This is a genomic window from Klebsiella aerogenes, from assembly GCA_029027985.1.
GTDB classification, from domain to species: domain Bacteria; phylum Pseudomonadota; class Gammaproteobacteria; order Enterobacterales; family Enterobacteriaceae; genus Klebsiella; species Klebsiella aerogenes_A.
Genome location: CP119076.1, coordinates 4,731,455 through 4,749,130, shown reverse-complemented (window position 1 = coordinate 4,749,130; position 17,676 = coordinate 4,731,455). Strand labels below are relative to the sequence as shown.

Here is a 17,676-nt window from a genome sequence, read left to right as displayed (position 1 = left end):
TAACAGATAGTACAGCCTGTGAGTTACAGAATTTTCATGAAAAACGTGACGGTTGTTGAATTTTTTCGATCCACCTCGCAAGAGAAGGCTTAGCCTTCAATAGGATCGACATCCAATACCCACTTCACCTTGCGTGCTTCCGGCAGGGTGTTTATCAATGCCAGCGTACCGCTGACGATGTGCTGCAGACGCACGCGCGAAGGATGTTGCAGCAGAATTTGCCAACGCCAGCGCCCACCGCGTTTCGGCGCCAGCGCCGGTACCGGGCCAAGCACCCACAGCTTATCGTCGGCCATCGGGCTGGCCTGCAGCAGGTTACGCAGTTGTTGTAAAAACAGCGGCGCCTGCTGGTTATTGTGGTCTTCCGCGCGGATCAGCACGTGGCTGGTCCATGGCGGTAGCTGCATGGTTTGCCGTTCCGCCAGCGCCTGCTCGGCAAACGCATCGTAGCCTTTATAGAGCAGCGTCTGCAGTAGAGGGTGTTCCGGGTGATGGGTTTGCAGGATCACTTCGCCCTGCTTACCCGCCCGGCCAGCGCGGCCGGAAACCTGGGTGTAAAGCTGGGCGAAGCGCTCTGCCGAGCGGAAGTCGGCGGAAAACAGCGCGCCGTCGACATCCAACAGCGACACCAGCGTGACGTCCGGGAAATGGTGGCCTTTGGCCAGCATTTGGGTACCAATCAGAATGCGCGCGCCGCCGCGATGAACATCGGCAAGGTACTGCTCAAGCGCCCCTTTACGGCTGGTGGTATCGCGGTCGATACGGGAAATCGGCACGTCAGGGAACATCGGCGCCAGCGCTTGCTCCAGCTGTTCGGTGCCGAGGCCGACGGGCACCAGATGCGTTGAGCCGCAGGAAGGACACTGACGCGGGATCGGCCGCTGGCTGTCGCAGTGGTGACAGCGCAGATGATGCTGCGCCTGATGCAGGGTGTAGTAGCTATCACAGCGCGGGCATTCGGCGATCCACCCGCAGTCGTGACACAGCAGCGCCGGGGCGAAACCGCGGCGGTTTAAAAACAGGATCACCTGGTTATCGGCCTGCAGGTGTTGGCGCATGCGGTTAATCAGCGCTGGCGATAGCCCTGCCTGTAGCTGTTGGCCTTTTAAATCCAGTACGTGTTGCTGAGCCGGGCGCGCGTTGCCCGCGCGTTTGGTCAGCTTCAGTTCACGATACTTTCGCTGGCGCACATTGTAGAGCGTTTCCAGCGCCGGGGTCGCCGAGCCGAGGATAATCGGAATCTGTTCACTGTGGGCGCGCCATACCGCCAGATCGCGGGCGTGATAGCGCCAGCCTTCCTGCTGTTTATAGGAACTGTCGTGCTCTTCGTCGATGACGATCACGCCCAGATCCTTAAACGGTGTAAACAGCGACGAGCGGGTACCGATAACGATCGCCGCCTCACCATTTTTCGCCTTTAACCATGAGGCGAGACGCTCGCTGTCGTTAAGACCCGAGTGCAGGACTTCTACTGGCGCGTTAAAGCGTTGGCGGAAACGGGCGATGGTCTGCGGCGTCAGGCCGATTTCCGGCACCATCACCAGCGCCTGGCGGCCCTGCGCCAGTACGTTTTCCAGCACGCTCAAATAGACCTCGGTTTTACCGGAGCCAGTGATCCCCGCCAGCAACCAGGCGGAAAAGCGGTCCGAGGCGCTGTGGATCGCCCCAACGGCGGTAGCCTGTTCGGTATTCAGGCGCAGTCGTTCGCCGGGCACGGCGAAGTGGGTCCGCCAATCGCTAATGGCCGGGGCTTCGCTGGCCAGTTCGGCTAGCCCTTTGCCGCGCAGCGCCTGCAGCGCCGCGTCATTGAATTCGAGGTCCGCGACCTGATGGCGCCAGATTTTGCCCTGACGCAGCGCCGCCAGTGCCTGCTGTTGCTTCGGCGAGCGTTTAAGACTATTGATATCCAGCGCTTGCCCCTGTTCGGTGGCGAACCAGTACCACAGCGGCGCGGCGCTGGCCGGTTTGCCCTGGCGCAGCATGATCGGCAGTGCGTGGAACAGCACATCGCCGATCGGATGATGGTAGTACTCCGCCGCCCACAGCAGCATTCGCCAGACGGTTGAGGAGAACACCGGTTCAACATCGAGCGCTTCGGCAACCGGTTTGAGCTCGGCAAGCGGTAATTCGCTGCGCTCGCTGACTGACACTACGATACCGATCCGTTCCTGTTTGCCGAACGGCACGCGCACGCGACAGCCCGCGTTGACTGACATGCCGGCAGGCAATACATAGTCAAAGGTGCGGGGCAGCGGAACGGGCAGGGCGATGTGAGCAACGGGCATGGAATCTTCCTGACTTGAAATCTGGCGGGATAGTATACACATTACCGAAAGACGGCGCGGATCAGTTTGCATCTGCTGGTCAAATTCTGTATGATTCGCCGCCTTTGGTGCGCTTTATGCCGCATCAAACATACCAAAACCCGGGAAGTTCGCTCAGTCGGTATGCGTAAGCGCATCAGCAGTGCGAAGGACGTCGGGAAATTATTAATATCGCGTGGTGTCTGGCGTTAGGGCTGGAAGAGCGACGCGGCCTTAACTGAGGTTCTCCCATGAAAAAAGGTATTCACCCAAAATACGAAGAAATTACTGCTACCTGTTCTTGCGGTAATATCATGAAAATCCGTTCCACCGTTGGTCACGACCTGAACCTCGACGTGTGCGGTAAGTGCCACCCGTTCTACACCGGCAAACAGCGTGATGTTGCTACCGGTGGTCGTGTTGACCGCTTCAACAAGCGCTTCAGCATCCCGGGCAGCAAGTAAGTTGCCAAGCGAAAAAAGCGCCTCAGGGCGCTTTTTTTGTGTCTGCTACTCAGTAGCTGAAATCCCAACCGTCTCCTGAATCTGTTGTCCTGCCATCGATAATTCTTTCATGTTGGCTACCAGTGCTTTGACTTTCTTACTGTATTCTTGCTGATCATGTGGATTGGGAAATATAGCATATTTACCCTGTGGCCCTTCAATTCTGGCATTTTGCGCTTTAATAAAGTCCGCCATTTCAATTTCCTGGTTAAGGATTTTCCCGGTTGTTGTGACAACGCGCGAAATGATTTCGTGTGGGTGGGCGACGGTTTTGTCAAAAGCTTGTTGGAATGTTGTTGCTAATTCGCCTGATAGTTCTAATTTTTTATATTGTTCTTGTGAATGTTCGAACTGCTTTTTCAGTAATAGAGCCGCCGCCTGCTGTGTTTCTAATAGCTCGGCAAGATCTTCTCGATAATCCAACAAAAACTGTGCCGTGTAGACTTTATTCATTAAGTTAAAGTGCTGTGGCCAGCCTGTCATTAAGTGCTGAGATGCGATGCCGTAGTCAGATAATATCTTATAATTATTAGCATAAGGGCCAAATGCTTCCTCTTGCGGAGAGGTTAACGGAGGGGCCGTCATTAACGGTACGCTAAGAATATGTTGCTGTAGATGCTCCGTAAACGTCTGGCACTGCTGGCTATCTTTTGTGTCGCAACCGCTAAGCAGTAAACTAGCTATTAAAATTATCAATAAACGGGAAATATATTTAGCATTGTGCATGATAAGTTGCCATTAATTGGTTTGATAAATAATTACGTACGAATATGTCAGAATTATAAATAGTTTCTAATACAAATAAGGTCTGGATATTACCAGGAAAATATTGGCCAGGTCTTATCAACCGTCTCTAATTGTGGGGCGTCGAACATGGCTTGCGGCGAAATAACCGTCTCATTCAGCGGTATTTTACTCCCATAGCGTTCTTTAAGTTTTGCTTGTACCGCAGGTTGTTGGAGATCGAACTCTTTGAGTTTTTGTCGCTTACCTATCTGCATACCCAGGGCATTGTTATATACCTTCCATACCACCTCTGAACAATATTGTCTGTCATCAGACCAACTGAAGGTAAAATCATAAGGTTTGCCAAGATAGTTTTTGGCTGTTTGTATTAGCTTTTGCTGTTGCTGGGTCGATAGCCCGCCGCTAATTCGGCGAATAATATATTTACCATCCTCGCCGTGGGCGATAAATTTTTTCAGCGGGGTGTGTTTTACCGGGCCGACCGCCTCGAAAACATATGGTTGCTGATTACGTATTACCACCATGCCGATGTGGCTGTAGTCTGAATGTGTTGCAAGCTGGATAGCTTTGCTCTGTGAGGAGCGGGAGATTTGAAAGATAATATCGCCGGTTTGTGGTTCATAGGCGAATGCGGGATGAAAAAACACCATCCCGAAAATCAGGAGAGACTTTTTCACGTCAACGTCCTTGCTAAAATTGAAGAGGCGGCCCTACATCCCGAATGAACCGCCGTCTGCGTATCAGTACTCCCACGTATCCGGGTCGATACCCAGTTCACGCATAATCTCTTTCGCCGCTTCCGGGATTTCATCGCTGCGCTCTTTACGCAGGTCTTCATCGTTAGGTAACGGTTGACCGGTAAAGGCATGCAGGAAGGCCTCGCACAGCAGTTCGCTATTTGTGGCGTGACGCAGGTTGTTCACCTGACGACGCGTGCGTTCATCGGTGAGGATCTTTAACACCTTCAGAGGAATGGAAACCGTAATTTTTTTTACTTGCTCACTCTTCTTACCGTGCTCAGCGTATGGGCTGATATATTCGCCGCTCCATTCAGCCATGAGATACTTAATCCTCTGTTTATTAGTTAAGGGCCAGAACATATGTCCGGCCATAATGACGCGTAGTTTACCGTATGAGCGCGCTTTCTGACATGAGATAAGCCGCTGCCGACGTGCGCTAATGCATATAATTTTAACGGCTATTTGCTTTTTGCTCAATCTATACGCAAAGAAGTTTAGATGTCCAGATGTATTGACGTCTATTGTGACAATGATTACTCTGAGGCTTGACTTCTCACCGATTCAGCCCAGGAACTGTCCAACATGACGCGTAAACAGGCCACCATCGCAGTGCGTAGCGGTTTAAATGACGACGAACAGTACGGTTGCGTTGTCCCGCCCATTCATCTCTCCAGCACCTATAATTTCACCGGTTTCAATGAACCTCGCGCCCACGATTACTCCCGTCGCGGTAACCCAACCCGCGATGTGGTGCAGCGCGCGCTGGCGGAACTGGAAGGCGGCGCGGGCGCGGTGCTGACCAATACCGGAATGTCGGCTATCCTGCTGGTGACCACGGTGTTCCTGAAGCCAGGCGATTTGCTGGTTGCGCCGCACGACTGCTACGGCGGCAGCTATCGTCTGTTTGACAGCCTGGCGAAACGCGGCTGCTATCGTGTGCGTTTCGTCGATCAAAGCGATGAACAGGCATTACGGGAAGCGCTGGCGGAACAACCGAAGCTGGTGCTGGTCGAAAGCCCGAGCAATCCGTTGCTGCGGGTGGTGGATATTGCGAAAATCTGCGGGCTGGCGCGCGAGGCGGGAGCGGTGAGCGTGGTGGATAACACCTTCCTGAGCCCGGCGCTGCAAAACCCGCTGGCGCTCGGCGCCGATCTGGTGCTGCATTCGTGTACTAAATACCTGAACGGCCACTCTGATGTGGTGGCTGGGGTGGTTATCGCCAAAGATCCGGCGACTGTCACTGAACTGGCATGGTGGGCGAATAATATCGGCGTGACCGGCGGGGCGTTTGATAGCTATCTGTTATTGCGCGGCTTGCGTACCCTTTCTCCGCGAATGGAAGTGGCGCAGCGCAACGCACAGGCGATAGTCGACTATCTGAAAACCCAGCCGCTGGTGAAAAAGCTGTATCATCCGTCCCTGCCGGAAAATCAGGGACACGAGATTGCGGCGCGTCAGCAAAAAGGTTTTGGGGCGATGCTAAGCTTCGAGCTCGATGGCGATGAGCAGACGCTGCGTCGCTTCTTGAGCGGTTTATCGCTATTTACGCTGGCGGAATCGCTGGGTGGCGTTGAGAGCCTGATTTCCCATGCGGCGACGATGACGCACGCGGGCATGGCGCCGGAAGCGCGTGCGGCGGCGGGGATCTCGGAAACGCTCCTGCGTATTTCGACCGGTATTGAAGATGGTGAAGATTTAATTGCCGACCTGGAAAATGGCTTCCGGGCAGCAAACGAGGAATAAAGATGAGTGTGATTGCGCAGGCAGGGGCGAAAGGTCGTCAGCTGCACAAATTTGGTGGGAGTAGTTTAGCGGATGCGAAATGTTACCTGCGCGTCGCGGGGATCATGACCGACTACGCACAGGCAGGCGATATGATGGTCGTCTCCGCCGCCGGTAGCACCACCAACCAGCTGATTAGCTGGCTACAGCTGAGCCAGACCGATCGTCTTTCTGCGCATCAGGTGCAACAAGCGCTGCGTCGCTATCAAATGGATCTGATCGCTGGCCTGCTGCCAGCCGACGCGGCTGATGCGCTTATTGCGACATTTATTCACGATCTTGAACGTCTGGCGGGTCTGCTGGACGGCGGCGTCACCGACGCGGTGTATGCCGAAGTCGTTGGTCATGGCGAAGTCTGGTCCGCGCGTCTGATGGCGGCGGTACTGAACCATCTGGGCGTTGAAGCCGCCTGGCTGGATGCACGCGCTTTCCTGCGCGCGGAACGCGCCGCGCAGCCGCAGGTCGATGAAGGTTTATCGTATCCGCTGCTACAGCAACTGATGGCTCAGCACCCGAACAAACGCCTGGTGGTGACCGGCTTTATAGCCCGCAACAATGCGGGTGAAACCGTGCTGCTGGGGCGTAACGGTTCTGATTACTCCGCGACCCAAATTGGCGCGCTGGCAGGCGCTTCTCGCGTGACCATCTGGAGCGACGTGGCCGGGGTCTATAGCGCCGACCCGCGCAAAGTGAAAGATGCGTGCCTGCTGCCGCTGTTGCGCCTTGATGAAGCCAGTGAGCTGGCGCGTCTGGCGGCACCGGTGCTGCACGCGCGTACGCTGCAGCCGGTTTCCGGTAGCGATATCGATTTACAGCTGCGCTGTAGCTACACCCCGGATCAGGGTTCGACGCGCATTGAGCGCGTACTGGCTTCTGGTACCGGCGCGCGCATCGTCACCAGTCACGATGACGTCTGCCTGGTGGAATTCCAGGTGCCGGCAGGCCAGGATTTCAAACTGGCGCACAAAGAACTGGATCAGATTTTCAAACGTGCCCAACTGCGTCCGCTGGCGGTGGGCGTGCATGCCGACCGTAAGCTGCTGCAGTTCTGCTATACCTCCGAAGTGGCCGACAGCGCGCTGAAGCTGCTGGATGAAGCCGGTTTGCCGGGCGAACTGCGCCTGCGGCAGAAGCTGGCGCTGGTCGCGATGGTCGGTGCGGGTGTGACCCGCAATCCACTGCACTGCCACCGTTTCTGGCAGCAACTGAAAGGACAGCCGGTTGAGTTTACCTGGCAGTCGGAAGAGGGGATCAGCCTGGTGGCGGTGCTGCGAGCCGGTCCTACCGAAAGCCTGATTCAGGGGCTACACCATTCCGTTTTCCGTGCTGAGAAGCGTATTGGCCTGGTGCTGTTCGGCAAAGGCAATATCGGTTCCCGCTGGCTGGAGCTGTTCGCCCGCGAGCAGAGCACGCTTTCCGCCCGCACCGGCTTTGAATTCCTGCTCGCCGGGGTGGTGGATAGCCGCCGCAGCTTGCTGAACTATGAGGGCCTGGATGCCAGCCGCGCGCTGGCGTTCTTCGAAGATGAAGCCGTTGAGCAGGATGAAGAATCGCTGTTCCTGTGGATGCGCGCGCACCCGTACGACGATTTAGTGGTGCTGGACGTGACCGCCAGCGAACAACTGGCCGATCAGTATCTGGATTTCGCCAGCCACGGTTTCCATGTGATCAGCGCTAACAAGCTGGCAGGCGCCAGCAGCAGCGATAAGTATCGCCAGATCCACGACGCCTTCGAGAAGACCGGCCGTCACTGGCTGTATAACGCCACCGTCGGCGCCGGTTTGCCGGTCAACCACACGGTGCGCGATCTGATTGACAGCGGCGATACTATCCTTGGCCTGAGTGGTATTTTCTCCGGCACGCTTTCCTGGCTGTTCCTGCAGTTCGACGGTACCGTGCCGTTCACCGAGCTGGTGGATCAAGCCTGGCAGCAGGGGCTGACGGAGCCGGACCCGCGCGTTGACCTGGCGGGTAAAGACGTGATGCGCAAGCTGGTGATTCTGGCGCGTGAAGCCGGATACAACATCGAGCCGGATCAGGTGCGCGTGGAATCGCTGGTTCCGACGCATTGTGAAGAAGGCTCGGTCGATCACTTCTTTGAGAACGGCGAAGAGCTGAATGAACAGATGCTGCAGCGTCTGGAAGCGGCTCGCGAGATGGGACTGGTACTGCGCTACGTGGCGCGTTTCGATGCCAACGGCAAGGCGCGCGTCGGTGTCGAAGCCGTTCGTCAGGAACATCCGCTGGCGGCATTGCTGCCGTGCGATAACGTCTTTGCCATTGAGAGCCGTTGGTATCGCGATAACCCGATGGTGATCCGCGGGCCGGGCGCTGGCCGCGATGTTACCGCCGGGGCGATTCAGTCCGACATCAATCGTCTGGCGCAGCTGTTGTAATGACGTTGAGCGGCCCGCTGGATCTTCCCGGTGGGCCGGTTTCGTTAAGCGGATTCGCGGGCGATAAGCTGCCCGGAGAGCGTGATGTGCTGCGTTGGCAGCGCGGGCTCTTTAATCTTGCGAATAATTAACGAGGCGGCCTGGCGGCCGGTCTCTTCGCTGGCGGAAGAGACGTAGGTGAAGGACGGCGAGGTCAAATTCACGTGCATCATATCTTCAAAGCCCACCAGCGCGACCTGTTGGGTGAGAAAGACGTCTTTCCCCACCGTTCGTCCTACCTGATGAATACCGTTGAGGCAGCCAATCATCGCATCCGGCGAATGGCAGAGCAGCGCGGTAATGGCATTGTTCTTTTCCAGTAGCTGACGGGTGGCGATACTGACGGCCTGGGTATTATCGCTACAGGCTGGCGCAAACTCTTCTCGCACCGTCATGCCGTTTTTCTCCAGCGTGCTGTAAAAACCGAGCAACCGCTGCTGGCGAATCAGATCGTTTTCCTGACCGCCGATATAGGCAATATAGCGATGGCCGCGTTCGATCAAATAACGCGCAGCAATGCTGGCGGCCTGGCGGTTGTCGCGGATCACCCTATCGCGATGGCTGACTAACGGCGTTTGCGAGACCGCCACCAGCGGCAACGGACACTGCAGCAGCGCTTCAGGCAGGGTATTGCAGGTGGTATCGGCATCGAGGTAAATCACTCCGGCGACGCCTTGTTGTTTAAACGACAGCAGGCAGCGTTCCAGATAATCGCTATCGTTGAGCGGCTGACAGAGAAACACCATGTAGCCCTGTTTCTCCAGTTCCTGCACGATGTTGGCCATGACTTTGATGGAAAAACTGTCGTTGAAATCGCGAAGAATCAAGCCGATCAGATTAGTCGTGTTGGCGCGAAGGTTGGCTGCGGCGACGTTATGCACATAGCCGAGTTCCTGGATGGCAGCATTCACTTTTTCGATGGTGGCGTCGGAGATTTTCCCTTTCTGACGTAATACCAACGAGACCGTAGAAACGGAGACGCCGGCCAGTTTCGCCACATCGATAATGCTGACTTTCTTCAAAATCACTCCATGAAAACACTTGTATGACAGTCAGATAGCAGAAGATCGCTGACCTGAGGCAAGCGATCTTCCACACCATAACATCTTCTTGTTATTTGCCAATCATCCCCGACATAGTTTGGGCGATAAATTGCGCTCTGGCGCCGAAAATAATCTGGATGCCGTTATCGCCGACGAAGACCACGCCGCGCGCGCCGATGCCGTTGAGGCCGTCTTTATCCACGGCATCACGCTCGGAGACTTCCAGACGCAGACGGGTGATACAGGCGCCAACGGAGTCGATATTCTGCGAACCGCCGAGCAGAGTGACGATTTCCGTCGCCAACTCGGCATCGGTTTTATCATCAGCGGTCACGGTGATATCGGTACGGCCCGGTGTTTTCACATCGAAGCGGCGAATCACGAAACGGAAGGTGAAATAATAAATCAGCGCCATCGGCACGCCAACAATCACCGCGCTGAGGAAGTTGGTCTGATAACCGTTCAGCGAAGGCAGAATACCGAAGGAGATATAGTCGATCAGTCCGGCGGAGAACGACTTGGCGATATGCGCATGCAGCAGGTACATCGCCATGTAGGAGAGACCGGCCATAATGGCGTTGAAGACGTACAGAATCGGCGCCACGAAGATAAAGGTGAACTCTACGGGCTCGGTGATGCCGGTCAGGAAGCAGGTCAGCGCGGCGGAGAACAGAATACCGGCGGCGATTTTCTTATTTTTAGTATGCGCTTCGTGATACATCGCCAGACAGGCGGCCGGCAGTGCGAATAGCATCAGCGGGAATTCGCCCTGCATAAATTTACCGGCGTTTTGGTAGCTGTCGGTGCTAAAGGATTTTACCCCTTCTTCCAGCATTTTGAACCAGATGGTCTGGTCGCCGTGGATCATCTGGCCTGCCTGGGTGGTGTAGTCGCCGAAGGAATACCAGAAGGATGGATACCAAATGTGGTGCAGGCCGAGCGGGATCAGCGCGCGTTCAACGAGGCCGAAGATAAAGGTAGAAGCCGCCTGGTTGTCGCCATTTATCACCATCGACAGAGAGTCGATACCGGCCTGGATATGCTGCCAGACGTAAGGCAGCAGCAGCCCGAGGATGAACGACAGGAACGCCGCCGCGATGGCGACAAAGCGCTTGCCGGAGAAGAATCCGAGGAATTCCGGCAACTGCATCGCGTGGAAACGGTTGTAGCACCAGGCGGCGAGAATGCCGCAGATCAGTCCGCCGAACACCCCCATCTGCAGCGTCGGGATACCGACCACCATCGCGTATTTCCCGCCCTGAGCGGCCATTTCCGGCGTGATGCCGAGGACGGTACCGATGGTAATGTTGGTGACGAAAACGGAAACCGCCGCCGATAGCGCGGCAATACCTGATTCGGACGCCAGGCCGACCGCGGAGCCGATAGCGAAGAGCATCGGCAGGTTGTCAAAGATAATACCGCCGGCATTCATCATCAGCGGTAAATGGAATTTATCCCCGAAAGCCAACAGTAAGCCCGCCGCCGGGAGAAGCGAAATCGGCAGCATCAAGGCGCGGCCGATCATCGACAGTTTTGATAATGATTTTATGAACCCTGACCACAGACTCATGCTGATTTCCCCGAGTAGATTTATTTGCGATGTTTTAGTAAGTAGAACGTTCTACTAGAACGTTCTACTTACTGTGGATCAAGGTATGAATCGCTGCAATAGCAATCGCTTTAGCAGCGACAGGGATGTGTGATTTTTTGAACTACTTCAAATTCTGTGGGCTACAAAATCCGAAAATATCGCCAGGGCGCGCCAGGCTTGCCGTCAGATGAACTTTTTTCACTTTGACTGAAAATTCCTCACTCTTTACGCCGATTTTTCTATTGACGCCCACGCGCTTTTCCGTCATTTTTACATCTGGACGTCTAAACGTATAGAAGTTCGCAACACGACAAACAAATATAAAGCGATTGATGAGGTAAGGTATGAGCTTTTTTCACGCCAATCAGCGGGAAGCCCTGAATCAGAGCCTGGCGGAAATCCAGGGCCAGATTAATGTGTCCTTCGAATTCTTTCCGCCGCGCACCAGTGAAATGGAGCAAACCCTGTGGAAGTCCATCGATCGCTTAAGTAGTCTGAAGCCGAAGTTCGTCTCGGTGACCTACGGCGCTAACTCGGGCGAGCGCGACCGCACCCATAGCATTATCAAGGGCATTAAAGACCGTACTGGCCTGGAAGCCGCGCCGCATCTGACCTGTATCGATGCCAGCCGTGATGAGCTGTGCGCGATTGCTCAGGATTACTGGAATAACGGTATCCGCCATATCGTTGCGCTGCGCGGCGACTTGCCTCCGGGTAGCGGCAAGCCGGATATGTATGCTGCCGATCTGGTGACGTTGCTCAAAGAGGTGGGTGATTTTGATATCTCCGTCGCCGCCTACCCGGAAGTGCATCCGGAAGCCAAAAGCGCGCAGGCGGATCTGTTGAACCTGAAGCGTAAAGTGGACGCTGGCGCTAACCGCGCGATCACCCAGTTCTTCTTTGACGTGGAGAGCTACCTGCGTTTCCGTGACCGCTGCGTTTCCGCCGGTATCGACGTGGAAATCATCCCGGGCATCCTGCCGGTTTCCAACTTCAAGCAGGCGAAGAAATTTGCCGATATGACTAACGTCCGCATCCCAACCTGGATGTCGAAAATGTTCGAAGGGCTGGATAACGACGCTGAAACCCGCCAGCTGGTGGGGGCGAATATCGCCATGGACATGGTGAAAATTTTAAGCCGTGAAGGGGTGAAAGACTTCCATTTCTACACCCTGAATCGCGCCGAAATGAGCTACGCCATTTGCCACACTCTGGGCGTGCGCCCGGCGTAACCACCTGCTTTACCTCATCTTTCATCCTTTCCGGGGCGGCGAACTGCAATTCGTCGCCCCATTTTTTAGCAGCAAAAGTTCGTTCTGCCTTTAAGCAACCCATCGACAAAGCGAGTATAGTGCCCGCAAAAATAACGATGGTGGATGTGTTATGACTGTTGCAAGGAACAGCAATCTTCTGGCCGGTTGCGGCCTGGCCCTGCTAACGCTTATCTGGAGCTATAGCTGGATTGCGATGAAGCAGGTCACCCTCTATATCGGGGCCTTTGATTTCACCGCGCTACGCTGCATCTTCGGCGCGATCGTGCTGATGGCGGTGCTGGCGCTGCGCGGACGCGGCATGCGCCCGACGCCGTTTGGCTATACCCTGGCGATCGCGCTGCTGCAAACCTGTGGAATGATCGGCCTGGCGCAATGGGCGCTGATGAGTGGCGGCGCCGGTAAGGTCGCCATTCTGAGCTACACCATGCCGTTCTGGGTGGTGATTATGGCGGCGCTGTTTTTAGGCGAGCGGATGCGGCGGCTGCAATATGCGGCGATTGGGCTGGCGGCGTGCGGTCTGCTGCTGGTGCTGCAGCCGTGGCTGCTGGATTTCTCCTCGATGAAAAGCGCGCTGTTGGCGCTCCTCTCTGGCGTCAGCTGGGGGGCGAGCGCGATTGTCGCCAAACGTATGTATCGCCGCTATCCGCGCATCGATTTGTTGTCGTTAACCGCCTGGCAGATGCTGTATGCCGCGTTGGTGATGAGCGTGGTGGCGTGGCTGGTGCCGCAACGCAGTATTGACTGGCAGCCGGGCGTCTTCTGGGCATTGGGCTATAGCGCGATTCTGGCCACGGCGTTGGCCTGGAGTCTGTGGCTGTTTGTCCTGCGCAATCTGCCTGCCAGCGTCGCCAGCTTGAGCACCCTGGCGGTGCCGGTCTGCGGCGTGCTGTTTTCCTGGTGGCTGCTGGGCGAAAATCCGGGATGGGTCGAAGGCGGCGGTATTGTGTTGATTGTGGCGGCGTTGGCGATTATCAGCCTCAAAAAGCGCGAGCCTCAGGTACACAATATTCATCAGTCGGCGGCGGTTGAAAAGTAAACGTGAAGCGTGGCCGCATTGCGCGGCCACGCTGTCTCCTGAGGCTATCCTCTAATCTGGTACAGCGGTTCTCCGGCTGTCACCTGACCCCGCGCGGTAATCTCCAGGGTGGCGAATTCCTCGATATTGCTACATATCACCGGGCTCGCCATTGAGCGTACGTTAGCCTCCAGGAACAGAAGATCCATTTCGAGAATTGGCTGGCCTGCGGCAACAGTGACGCCTTCTTCGACCAGTTGCGTAAAGCCTTGCCCCGCCAGCGCGACGGTATCAATTCCCATATGCACCACGATCTCGGCGCCCTCTTCAGTCTCAAGACAGAAAGCGTGATGAGTATTGAAAACCTTCACGAGGGTGCCTGCTGCGGGCGCGACCACGATATTGCTGTTCGGCAGGATGGCGACGCCATGGCCGACGGCGCCGCTGGCGAAGGCCTCGTCAGGCACCTGTCCTAGCGATACCACTTCGCCGCTCACCGGCGCGACCAGTTCAATGAGTCGTGATGAATGCGCGGCCTTACGCGAACCGGCGTTGGCCGGAGCGATCGCGCTGGGCAACGTTTCTGCGGCATCGACATGGCCGACATTTTTCATGGCGGTCGCGATTTTTTCTGCGACAAAGCCGACGATAATCTGCACGTTGGTGGCGTTGAGGCGAATCACGCCGCTGGCGCCCAGACGACGGGCCAACGCTTCATTGACCTGCGTCGCATCCTTAACACCCAAACGTAGACGGGTGATACAGGCATCGATGTTCGTGAGATTGTCAGAACCGCCGATGGCGGCGACGTACTGACGGGCCAACACGCTGATATCCTGTGGTTTCCCGGCGCTGAGATTCATGTCTTCACCATCGGCGCTGCTGCCAGATACGGCCAGTTCACGGCCTGGCGTCAGCAGGTTGAAGCGGGTAATAGTGAAGCGGAAAACCAGATAGTAAATCGCAAAGTATGCCAATCCCATGGGGATCAACAGATACCAATGGGTGGCCAGTGGGTTGCGCGACGCCAGCACCATATCAACCAAACCGGCGCTAAAACCGAATCCGGCAATCCAGTGCATGCTGGCGGCGATGAAGACGGAGACGCCGGTTAAAAAAGCGTGGATCACGTACAGCGCCGGCGCCACAAACATGAAGGAAAACTCCAGCGGTTCGGTAATGCCGGTGAAGAAGGCTGCGAAGGCGCCCGCCATCATAATGCCCATCACTTTAGCTTTGTTTTCCGCACGAGCGCACTGGTACATCGCCAGCGCCGCGCCCGGCAGGCCAAACATCATGACCGGGAAAAAGCCTGCCTGATAGCGGCCGGTGATGCCGACCACCGCTTTGCCGGAGGCGATAGACTGCGCGCCGCCGAGGAAGTTAGGAATGTCGTTAATCCCGGCGACATCGAACCAGAATACCGAGTTCAGAGCATGATGCAGGCCAACCGGGATGAGCATGCGGTTGAAGAAGGCATAGATCCCGGCGCCCAGTGAACCCAGTTTCTGGATATGTTCGCCGAAGCTGACCAGGCCGCTAAAGACCACTGGCCAGATAAACATCAGGATGAACGCGGCGACAATCATGGCGAATGAGGTAATGATCGGCACCAGCCGGCGTCCGCTGAAGAAGGAGAGCGCTTTCGGTAATTCTGTGCTGCTAAAGCGGTTGTAGAGTTCGGCGGAGATAATGCCGACCAGAATGCCGATAAACTGGTTCTTGATCTTAGCGAACGCTGCGGGTACCTGATCGACGGGGATCTGTTGAATCATGGCGACGGCTGCTGGCGAACAGAGCGTGGTCAGCACCAGAAAGCCAACGAACCCGGCCAGCGCGGCGGCGCCGTCTTTATCTTTCGACATGCCATAAGCCACCCCGACGGCAAACAGCACGCCCATATTATCGATAATGGCTGAGCCGGACTGAATACATAATGCCGCCAGTGCGTTGGAACTGCCCCAACCATTGGGATCGATCCAGTAACCAATGCCCATCAAAATAGCGGCGGCAGGGAGGGTCGCGACCGGCACCATGAGCGCCCGACCAACCTTCTGTAGATAACCCAAAATATTCATGTGAATTCCCTTAAAAATAATAATCCTGAAACCGCGCGATGAATCACGTCATCGTGTGGCTGACCTGTTATGGCGATGGGTATTTAAATTTAATTACCACATTTTTATTGTGGTTTAGTTTTAAAGGATTTCAGGTAGGCTTTAATGTTAGCTATGTCGCATTTTATTAAATATTAAAAAAGGCTAATTCATTAATAAATAATAAAAACAAGAAGAGGCGGTTGTCTTGCAACAACCGCTATATTTAAACGTAACGTTCAGGGAGAATTAATTTATTGACCAGGCAATAGCGCCGCGGCAATAGGTTGTATTCACCTGGTAATTATCTTCCAGCACAACAATATCGGCGTCGAATCCACGCTGTAATTTACCTTTTCTATTATCAAGGCCTAATAACCGCGCTGGATTAATCGTGCAGGATTTTAATGCGGCGCTAAAGGGCACCATGGCTCTTTCCACCATATTATATAACCCGCGATTGAGCTGTAGCGTGCTGCCGACCAGTACGCCGTTGTCGCGGCGGGTCGCGCCGTCGTCGCCCAGCACCATCGGTTCGCCGCCGAACATATAGCGGCCCGGCGGGCAGCCTTTAGACTTCATAGAGTCGCTGATCATGATGATATCATTATCGTTTTTACTGCGATAAAGATGTGCGGCGGAAACCAGACTGACGAAGATACCGTCGGCAATGACCTCGCCGTAAAGGCCGTCAATGTTAAGCGCGGCGCCCAGCAAGCCGGGTTCGCGGTTGACGTACTTTGCCATGCCGTTATACACGTGGGTGACATTTTTGGCGCCGTTAGCGACCGCCGCCAGCGCTTGTTCAAAGGAAGCATTTGAGTGGCCTATATTGACCACGATCCCTTTTTGCGCGCAGTAGCGGGTTAGCGCAAATTGGCGATCTTCTTCCGGAGCCAGCGTGATGGCGATAATGCGCCCGCGTGCGGCCTGTTCGAATGCCTGAAATTGCGCGACGTCGGCGGGGCGGATCTGCTTTTCCGGCTGTGCGCCGCGATACTGCTGGCTCAAAAACGGGCCTTCGAGATGGATGCCGAGGATCTCCGCGCCAGCATGGCCTGCTTCCATCACGCGGGAAATGTTATCCAGCGCGGCCAACAGGGTTGTGTTTTCGTCGGTGACGGTGGTGGGGCAGAACGCGGTGACGCCTTCTTCCGGTAGGCGCGAGGCCCAGCGGCGCAGCCCCTCCGGGTCATTTTCGTTGGTATCGTAATCCCAGGCGCCGTGCGCGTGGCTATCTATCAGGCCGGGAATAATGCGCCGAGCGCCATAATCCTTATCCACTCCGGGGCTTAGCCCAGGCGTGATATCGCGGATAAGCCCATTCTCCATCGTAATTTGCGCCGGATAAAAACCACCGGCGAGCCACACTCGTTCGCTCTGGATCTTCATGTGTTGGCCTCTATGCGCTAATCAGCGATGCCGCTTCACGGTCGCAGATGATGGTGACGTTCTGGTGCATCAATAAGAATGAGGCCGGGAACAGCGGATCAATGCGGGTACAGTGGTGTAACTGCCTGATGACCTCGGCCTTTGATTTGCCATTAGCTATCAGGACGATCTCTTTGCTGCGCAGGATTGTTCCCATACCCAAGGTGATGGCCTGCTGTGGAACGTCGTCTTTACTGGCGAAGAAGCGGGCGTTCGCCGCAATGGTCTCGTCATTGAGGTCGATGATATGACACACTGGGCTATGGGTAGCATGTGGTTCATTGAAGCCGATATGGCCATCATGGCCAATGCCGAGAATGGTGATATCGAAATCGCCATGACTTTGGATCTGGCGCTCGTAACGGGTGCATTCAGCATGGAGATCTTGCGCTAATACGTTCGGTACGAAGGTATTTTCGCCAGGGATATTGGCATGTTGATAAAAGTGTTGGTGCAGAAAATAATAATAGCTTTGCGGGTCGTCTTTGGGCAGTGGAATATATTCATCAATATTAAATGAGAAGGCGCAAGAGAAATCGGCTGTGCCGTTTTGTGCCTGGCTGCTCATTTCGGCGAGCAGGCCGATGGGGGTTCCGCCAGTAGGCAAGGCCATCACTAAGTTGGGTTTTTTATTCAGCGCAAGGGTAATGCGTTCTGCCGCCAGCGCGCTCATTTTTTCGTAGGTGTCGGTAATAATAAAGTTCAACATGTTAATC

14 protein-coding genes are annotated in these 17,676 nt (G+C 55.4%); 5 read left to right on the top strand and 9 right to left on the bottom strand.

Translation table 11 applies throughout. The features are described from left to right. Positions 1 to 89: 89 nt before the first annotated feature. Entirely contained in the window at positions 90 to 2,285 is a 2,196-nt protein-coding gene (gene priA / locus PYR66_22495; GenBank protein ID WEF27993.1) for a primosomal protein N', read from the bottom strand. A gap of 269 nt (positions 2,286 to 2,554) precedes the next feature. On the opposite strand from priA, the gene rpmE reads away from it, so the two are divergent. Next, positions 2,555 to 2,767, top strand: coding sequence for a 50S ribosomal protein L31 (gene rpmE / locus PYR66_22490; protein WEF27992.1), 213 nt, complete (start codon positions 2,555 to 2,557; stop codon positions 2,765 to 2,767). Positions 2,768 to 2,812: 45 nt separating this feature from the next. Here rpmE and PYR66_22485 read toward each other — a convergent pair whose 3' ends face one another. The 3 genes from PYR66_22485 to metJ all read right to left on the bottom strand — a co-directional run bounded on the left by PYR66_22485 (position 2,813) and on the right by metJ (position 4,611). After that, positions 2,813 to 3,532, bottom strand: coding sequence for a DUF3053 family protein (locus PYR66_22485; GenBank protein ID WEF27991.1), 720 nt, complete (start codon positions 3,530 to 3,532; stop codon positions 2,813 to 2,815). 89 nt (positions 3,533 to 3,621) lie between these two features. Then, positions 3,622 to 4,203 carry a YiiX family permuted papain-like enzyme gene (locus PYR66_22480; GenBank protein ID WEF30528.1) on the bottom strand — a complete coding sequence of 194 codons (582 nt, stop codon included), beginning with the start codon at positions 4,201 to 4,203 and terminating at the stop codon, positions 3,622 to 3,624. 90 nt (positions 4,204 to 4,293) lie between these two features. Next, on the bottom strand, positions 4,294 to 4,611 hold the full coding sequence (gene metJ, locus PYR66_22475; GenBank protein WEF27990.1) for a met regulon transcriptional regulator MetJ: 318 nt from the start codon (positions 4,609 to 4,611) through the stop codon (positions 4,294 to 4,296). 264 nt (positions 4,612 to 4,875) lie between these two features. Between metJ and metB the strand changes: the two genes are divergently transcribed. Together metB and PYR66_22465 are read left to right on the top strand one after the other, a co-directional pair. Continuing rightward, the gene (gene metB / locus PYR66_22470) at positions 4,876 to 6,036 is read left to right on the top strand and encodes a cystathionine gamma-synthase (GenBank protein WEF27989.1); all 1,161 of its coding nucleotides are present in this window, start codon (positions 4,876 to 4,878) and stop codon (positions 6,034 to 6,036) included. A gap of 2 nt (positions 6,037 to 6,038) precedes the next feature. Then, positions 6,039 to 8,471, top strand: a complete 2,433-nt coding sequence (locus PYR66_22465) for a bifunctional aspartate kinase/homoserine dehydrogenase II (protein ID WEF27988.1) — start codon at positions 6,039 to 6,041, stop codon at positions 8,469 to 8,471. A 44-nt stretch (positions 8,472 to 8,515) separates the two neighbouring features. Here the strand turns inward: PYR66_22465 and malI are convergent, their stop codons facing one another. Beyond that, positions 8,516 to 9,532, bottom strand: a complete 1,017-nt coding sequence (malI, locus tag PYR66_22460) for a Mal regulon transcriptional regulator MalI (protein ID WEF27987.1) — start codon at positions 9,530 to 9,532, stop codon at positions 8,516 to 8,518. Between the two features lie 91 nt (positions 9,533 to 9,623). Then, positions 9,624 to 11,123, bottom strand: a complete 1,500-nt coding sequence (locus tag PYR66_22455; GenBank protein WEF27986.1) for a PTS transporter subunit EIIC — start codon at positions 11,121 to 11,123, stop codon at positions 9,624 to 9,626. Positions 11,124 to 11,488: 365 nt separating this feature from the next. Between PYR66_22455 and metF the strand changes: the two genes are divergently transcribed. Continuing rightward, a complete protein-coding gene (metF, locus tag PYR66_22450) occupies positions 11,489 to 12,376 on the top strand; it encodes a methylenetetrahydrofolate reductase (protein ID WEF27985.1) in 888 nt (295 codons plus the stop codon). 151 nt (positions 12,377 to 12,527) lie between these two features. After that, on the top strand, positions 12,528 to 13,454 hold the full coding sequence (locus PYR66_22445) for a DMT family transporter (GenBank protein WEF27984.1): 927 nt from the start codon (positions 12,528 to 12,530) through the stop codon (positions 13,452 to 13,454). A 44-nt stretch (positions 13,455 to 13,498) separates the two neighbouring features. On the opposite strand, the gene nagE is transcribed toward PYR66_22445, so the two are convergent. The 3 genes from nagE to nagB all read right to left on the bottom strand — a co-directional run bounded on the left by nagE (position 13,499) and on the right by nagB (position 17,669). Beyond that, positions 13,499 to 15,511, bottom strand: coding sequence for an N-acetylglucosamine-specific PTS transporter subunit IIBC (gene nagE / locus PYR66_22440; GenBank protein WEF27983.1), 2,013 nt, complete (start codon positions 15,509 to 15,511; stop codon positions 13,499 to 13,501). Positions 15,512 to 15,778: 267 nt separating this feature from the next. Further along, a complete protein-coding gene (nagA, locus tag PYR66_22435) occupies positions 15,779 to 16,921 on the bottom strand; it encodes an N-acetylglucosamine-6-phosphate deacetylase (protein WEF27982.1) in 1,143 nt (380 codons plus the stop codon). A 10-nt stretch (positions 16,922 to 16,931) separates the two neighbouring features. Continuing rightward, complete coding sequence (gene nagB / locus PYR66_22430) at positions 16,932 to 17,669, bottom strand: glucosamine-6-phosphate deaminase (protein WEF27981.1); 738 nt, start codon at positions 17,667 to 17,669, stop codon at positions 16,932 to 16,934. Positions 17,670 to 17,676: the final 7 nt, after the last annotated feature.

Coding starts and splice junctions, on each gene's coding strand:
- priA (WEF27993.1), bottom strand. CDS start 2,285: ATGCCCGTTGCTCACATCGCCCTGCCCGTTCCGCTGCCCCGCACCTTT.
- rpmE (WEF27992.1), top strand. CDS start 2,555: ATGAAAAAAGGTATTCACCCAAAATACGAAGAAATTACTGCTACCTGT.
- PYR66_22485 (WEF27991.1), bottom strand. CDS start 3,532: ATGCACAATGCTAAATATATTTCCCGTTTATTGATAATTTTAATAGCT.
- PYR66_22480 (WEF30528.1), bottom strand. CDS start 4,203: ATGGTGTTTTTTCATCCCGCATTCGCCTATGAACCACAAACCGGCGAT.
- metJ (WEF27990.1), bottom strand. CDS start 4,611: ATGGCTGAATGGAGCGGCGAATATATCAGCCCATACGCTGAGCACGGT.
- metB (WEF27989.1), top strand. CDS start 4,876: ATGACGCGTAAACAGGCCACCATCGCAGTGCGTAGCGGTTTAAATGAC.
- PYR66_22465 (WEF27988.1), top strand. CDS start 6,039: ATGAGTGTGATTGCGCAGGCAGGGGCGAAAGGTCGTCAGCTGCACAAA.
- PYR66_22455 (WEF27986.1), bottom strand. CDS start 11,123: ATGAGTCTGTGGTCAGGGTTCATAAAATCATTATCAAAACTGTCGATG.
- metF (WEF27985.1), top strand. CDS start 11,489: ATGAGCTTTTTTCACGCCAATCAGCGGGAAGCCCTGAATCAGAGCCTG.
- PYR66_22445 (WEF27984.1), top strand. CDS start 12,528: ATGACTGTTGCAAGGAACAGCAATCTTCTGGCCGGTTGCGGCCTGGCC.
- nagE (WEF27983.1), bottom strand. CDS start 15,511: ATGAATATTTTGGGTTATCTACAGAAGGTTGGTCGGGCGCTCATGGTG.
- nagA (WEF27982.1), bottom strand. CDS start 16,921: ATGAAGATCCAGAGCGAACGAGTGTGGCTCGCCGGTGGTTTTTATCCG.
- nagB (WEF27981.1), bottom strand. CDS start 17,669: ATGTTGAACTTTATTATTACCGACACCTACGAAAAAATGAGCGCGCTG.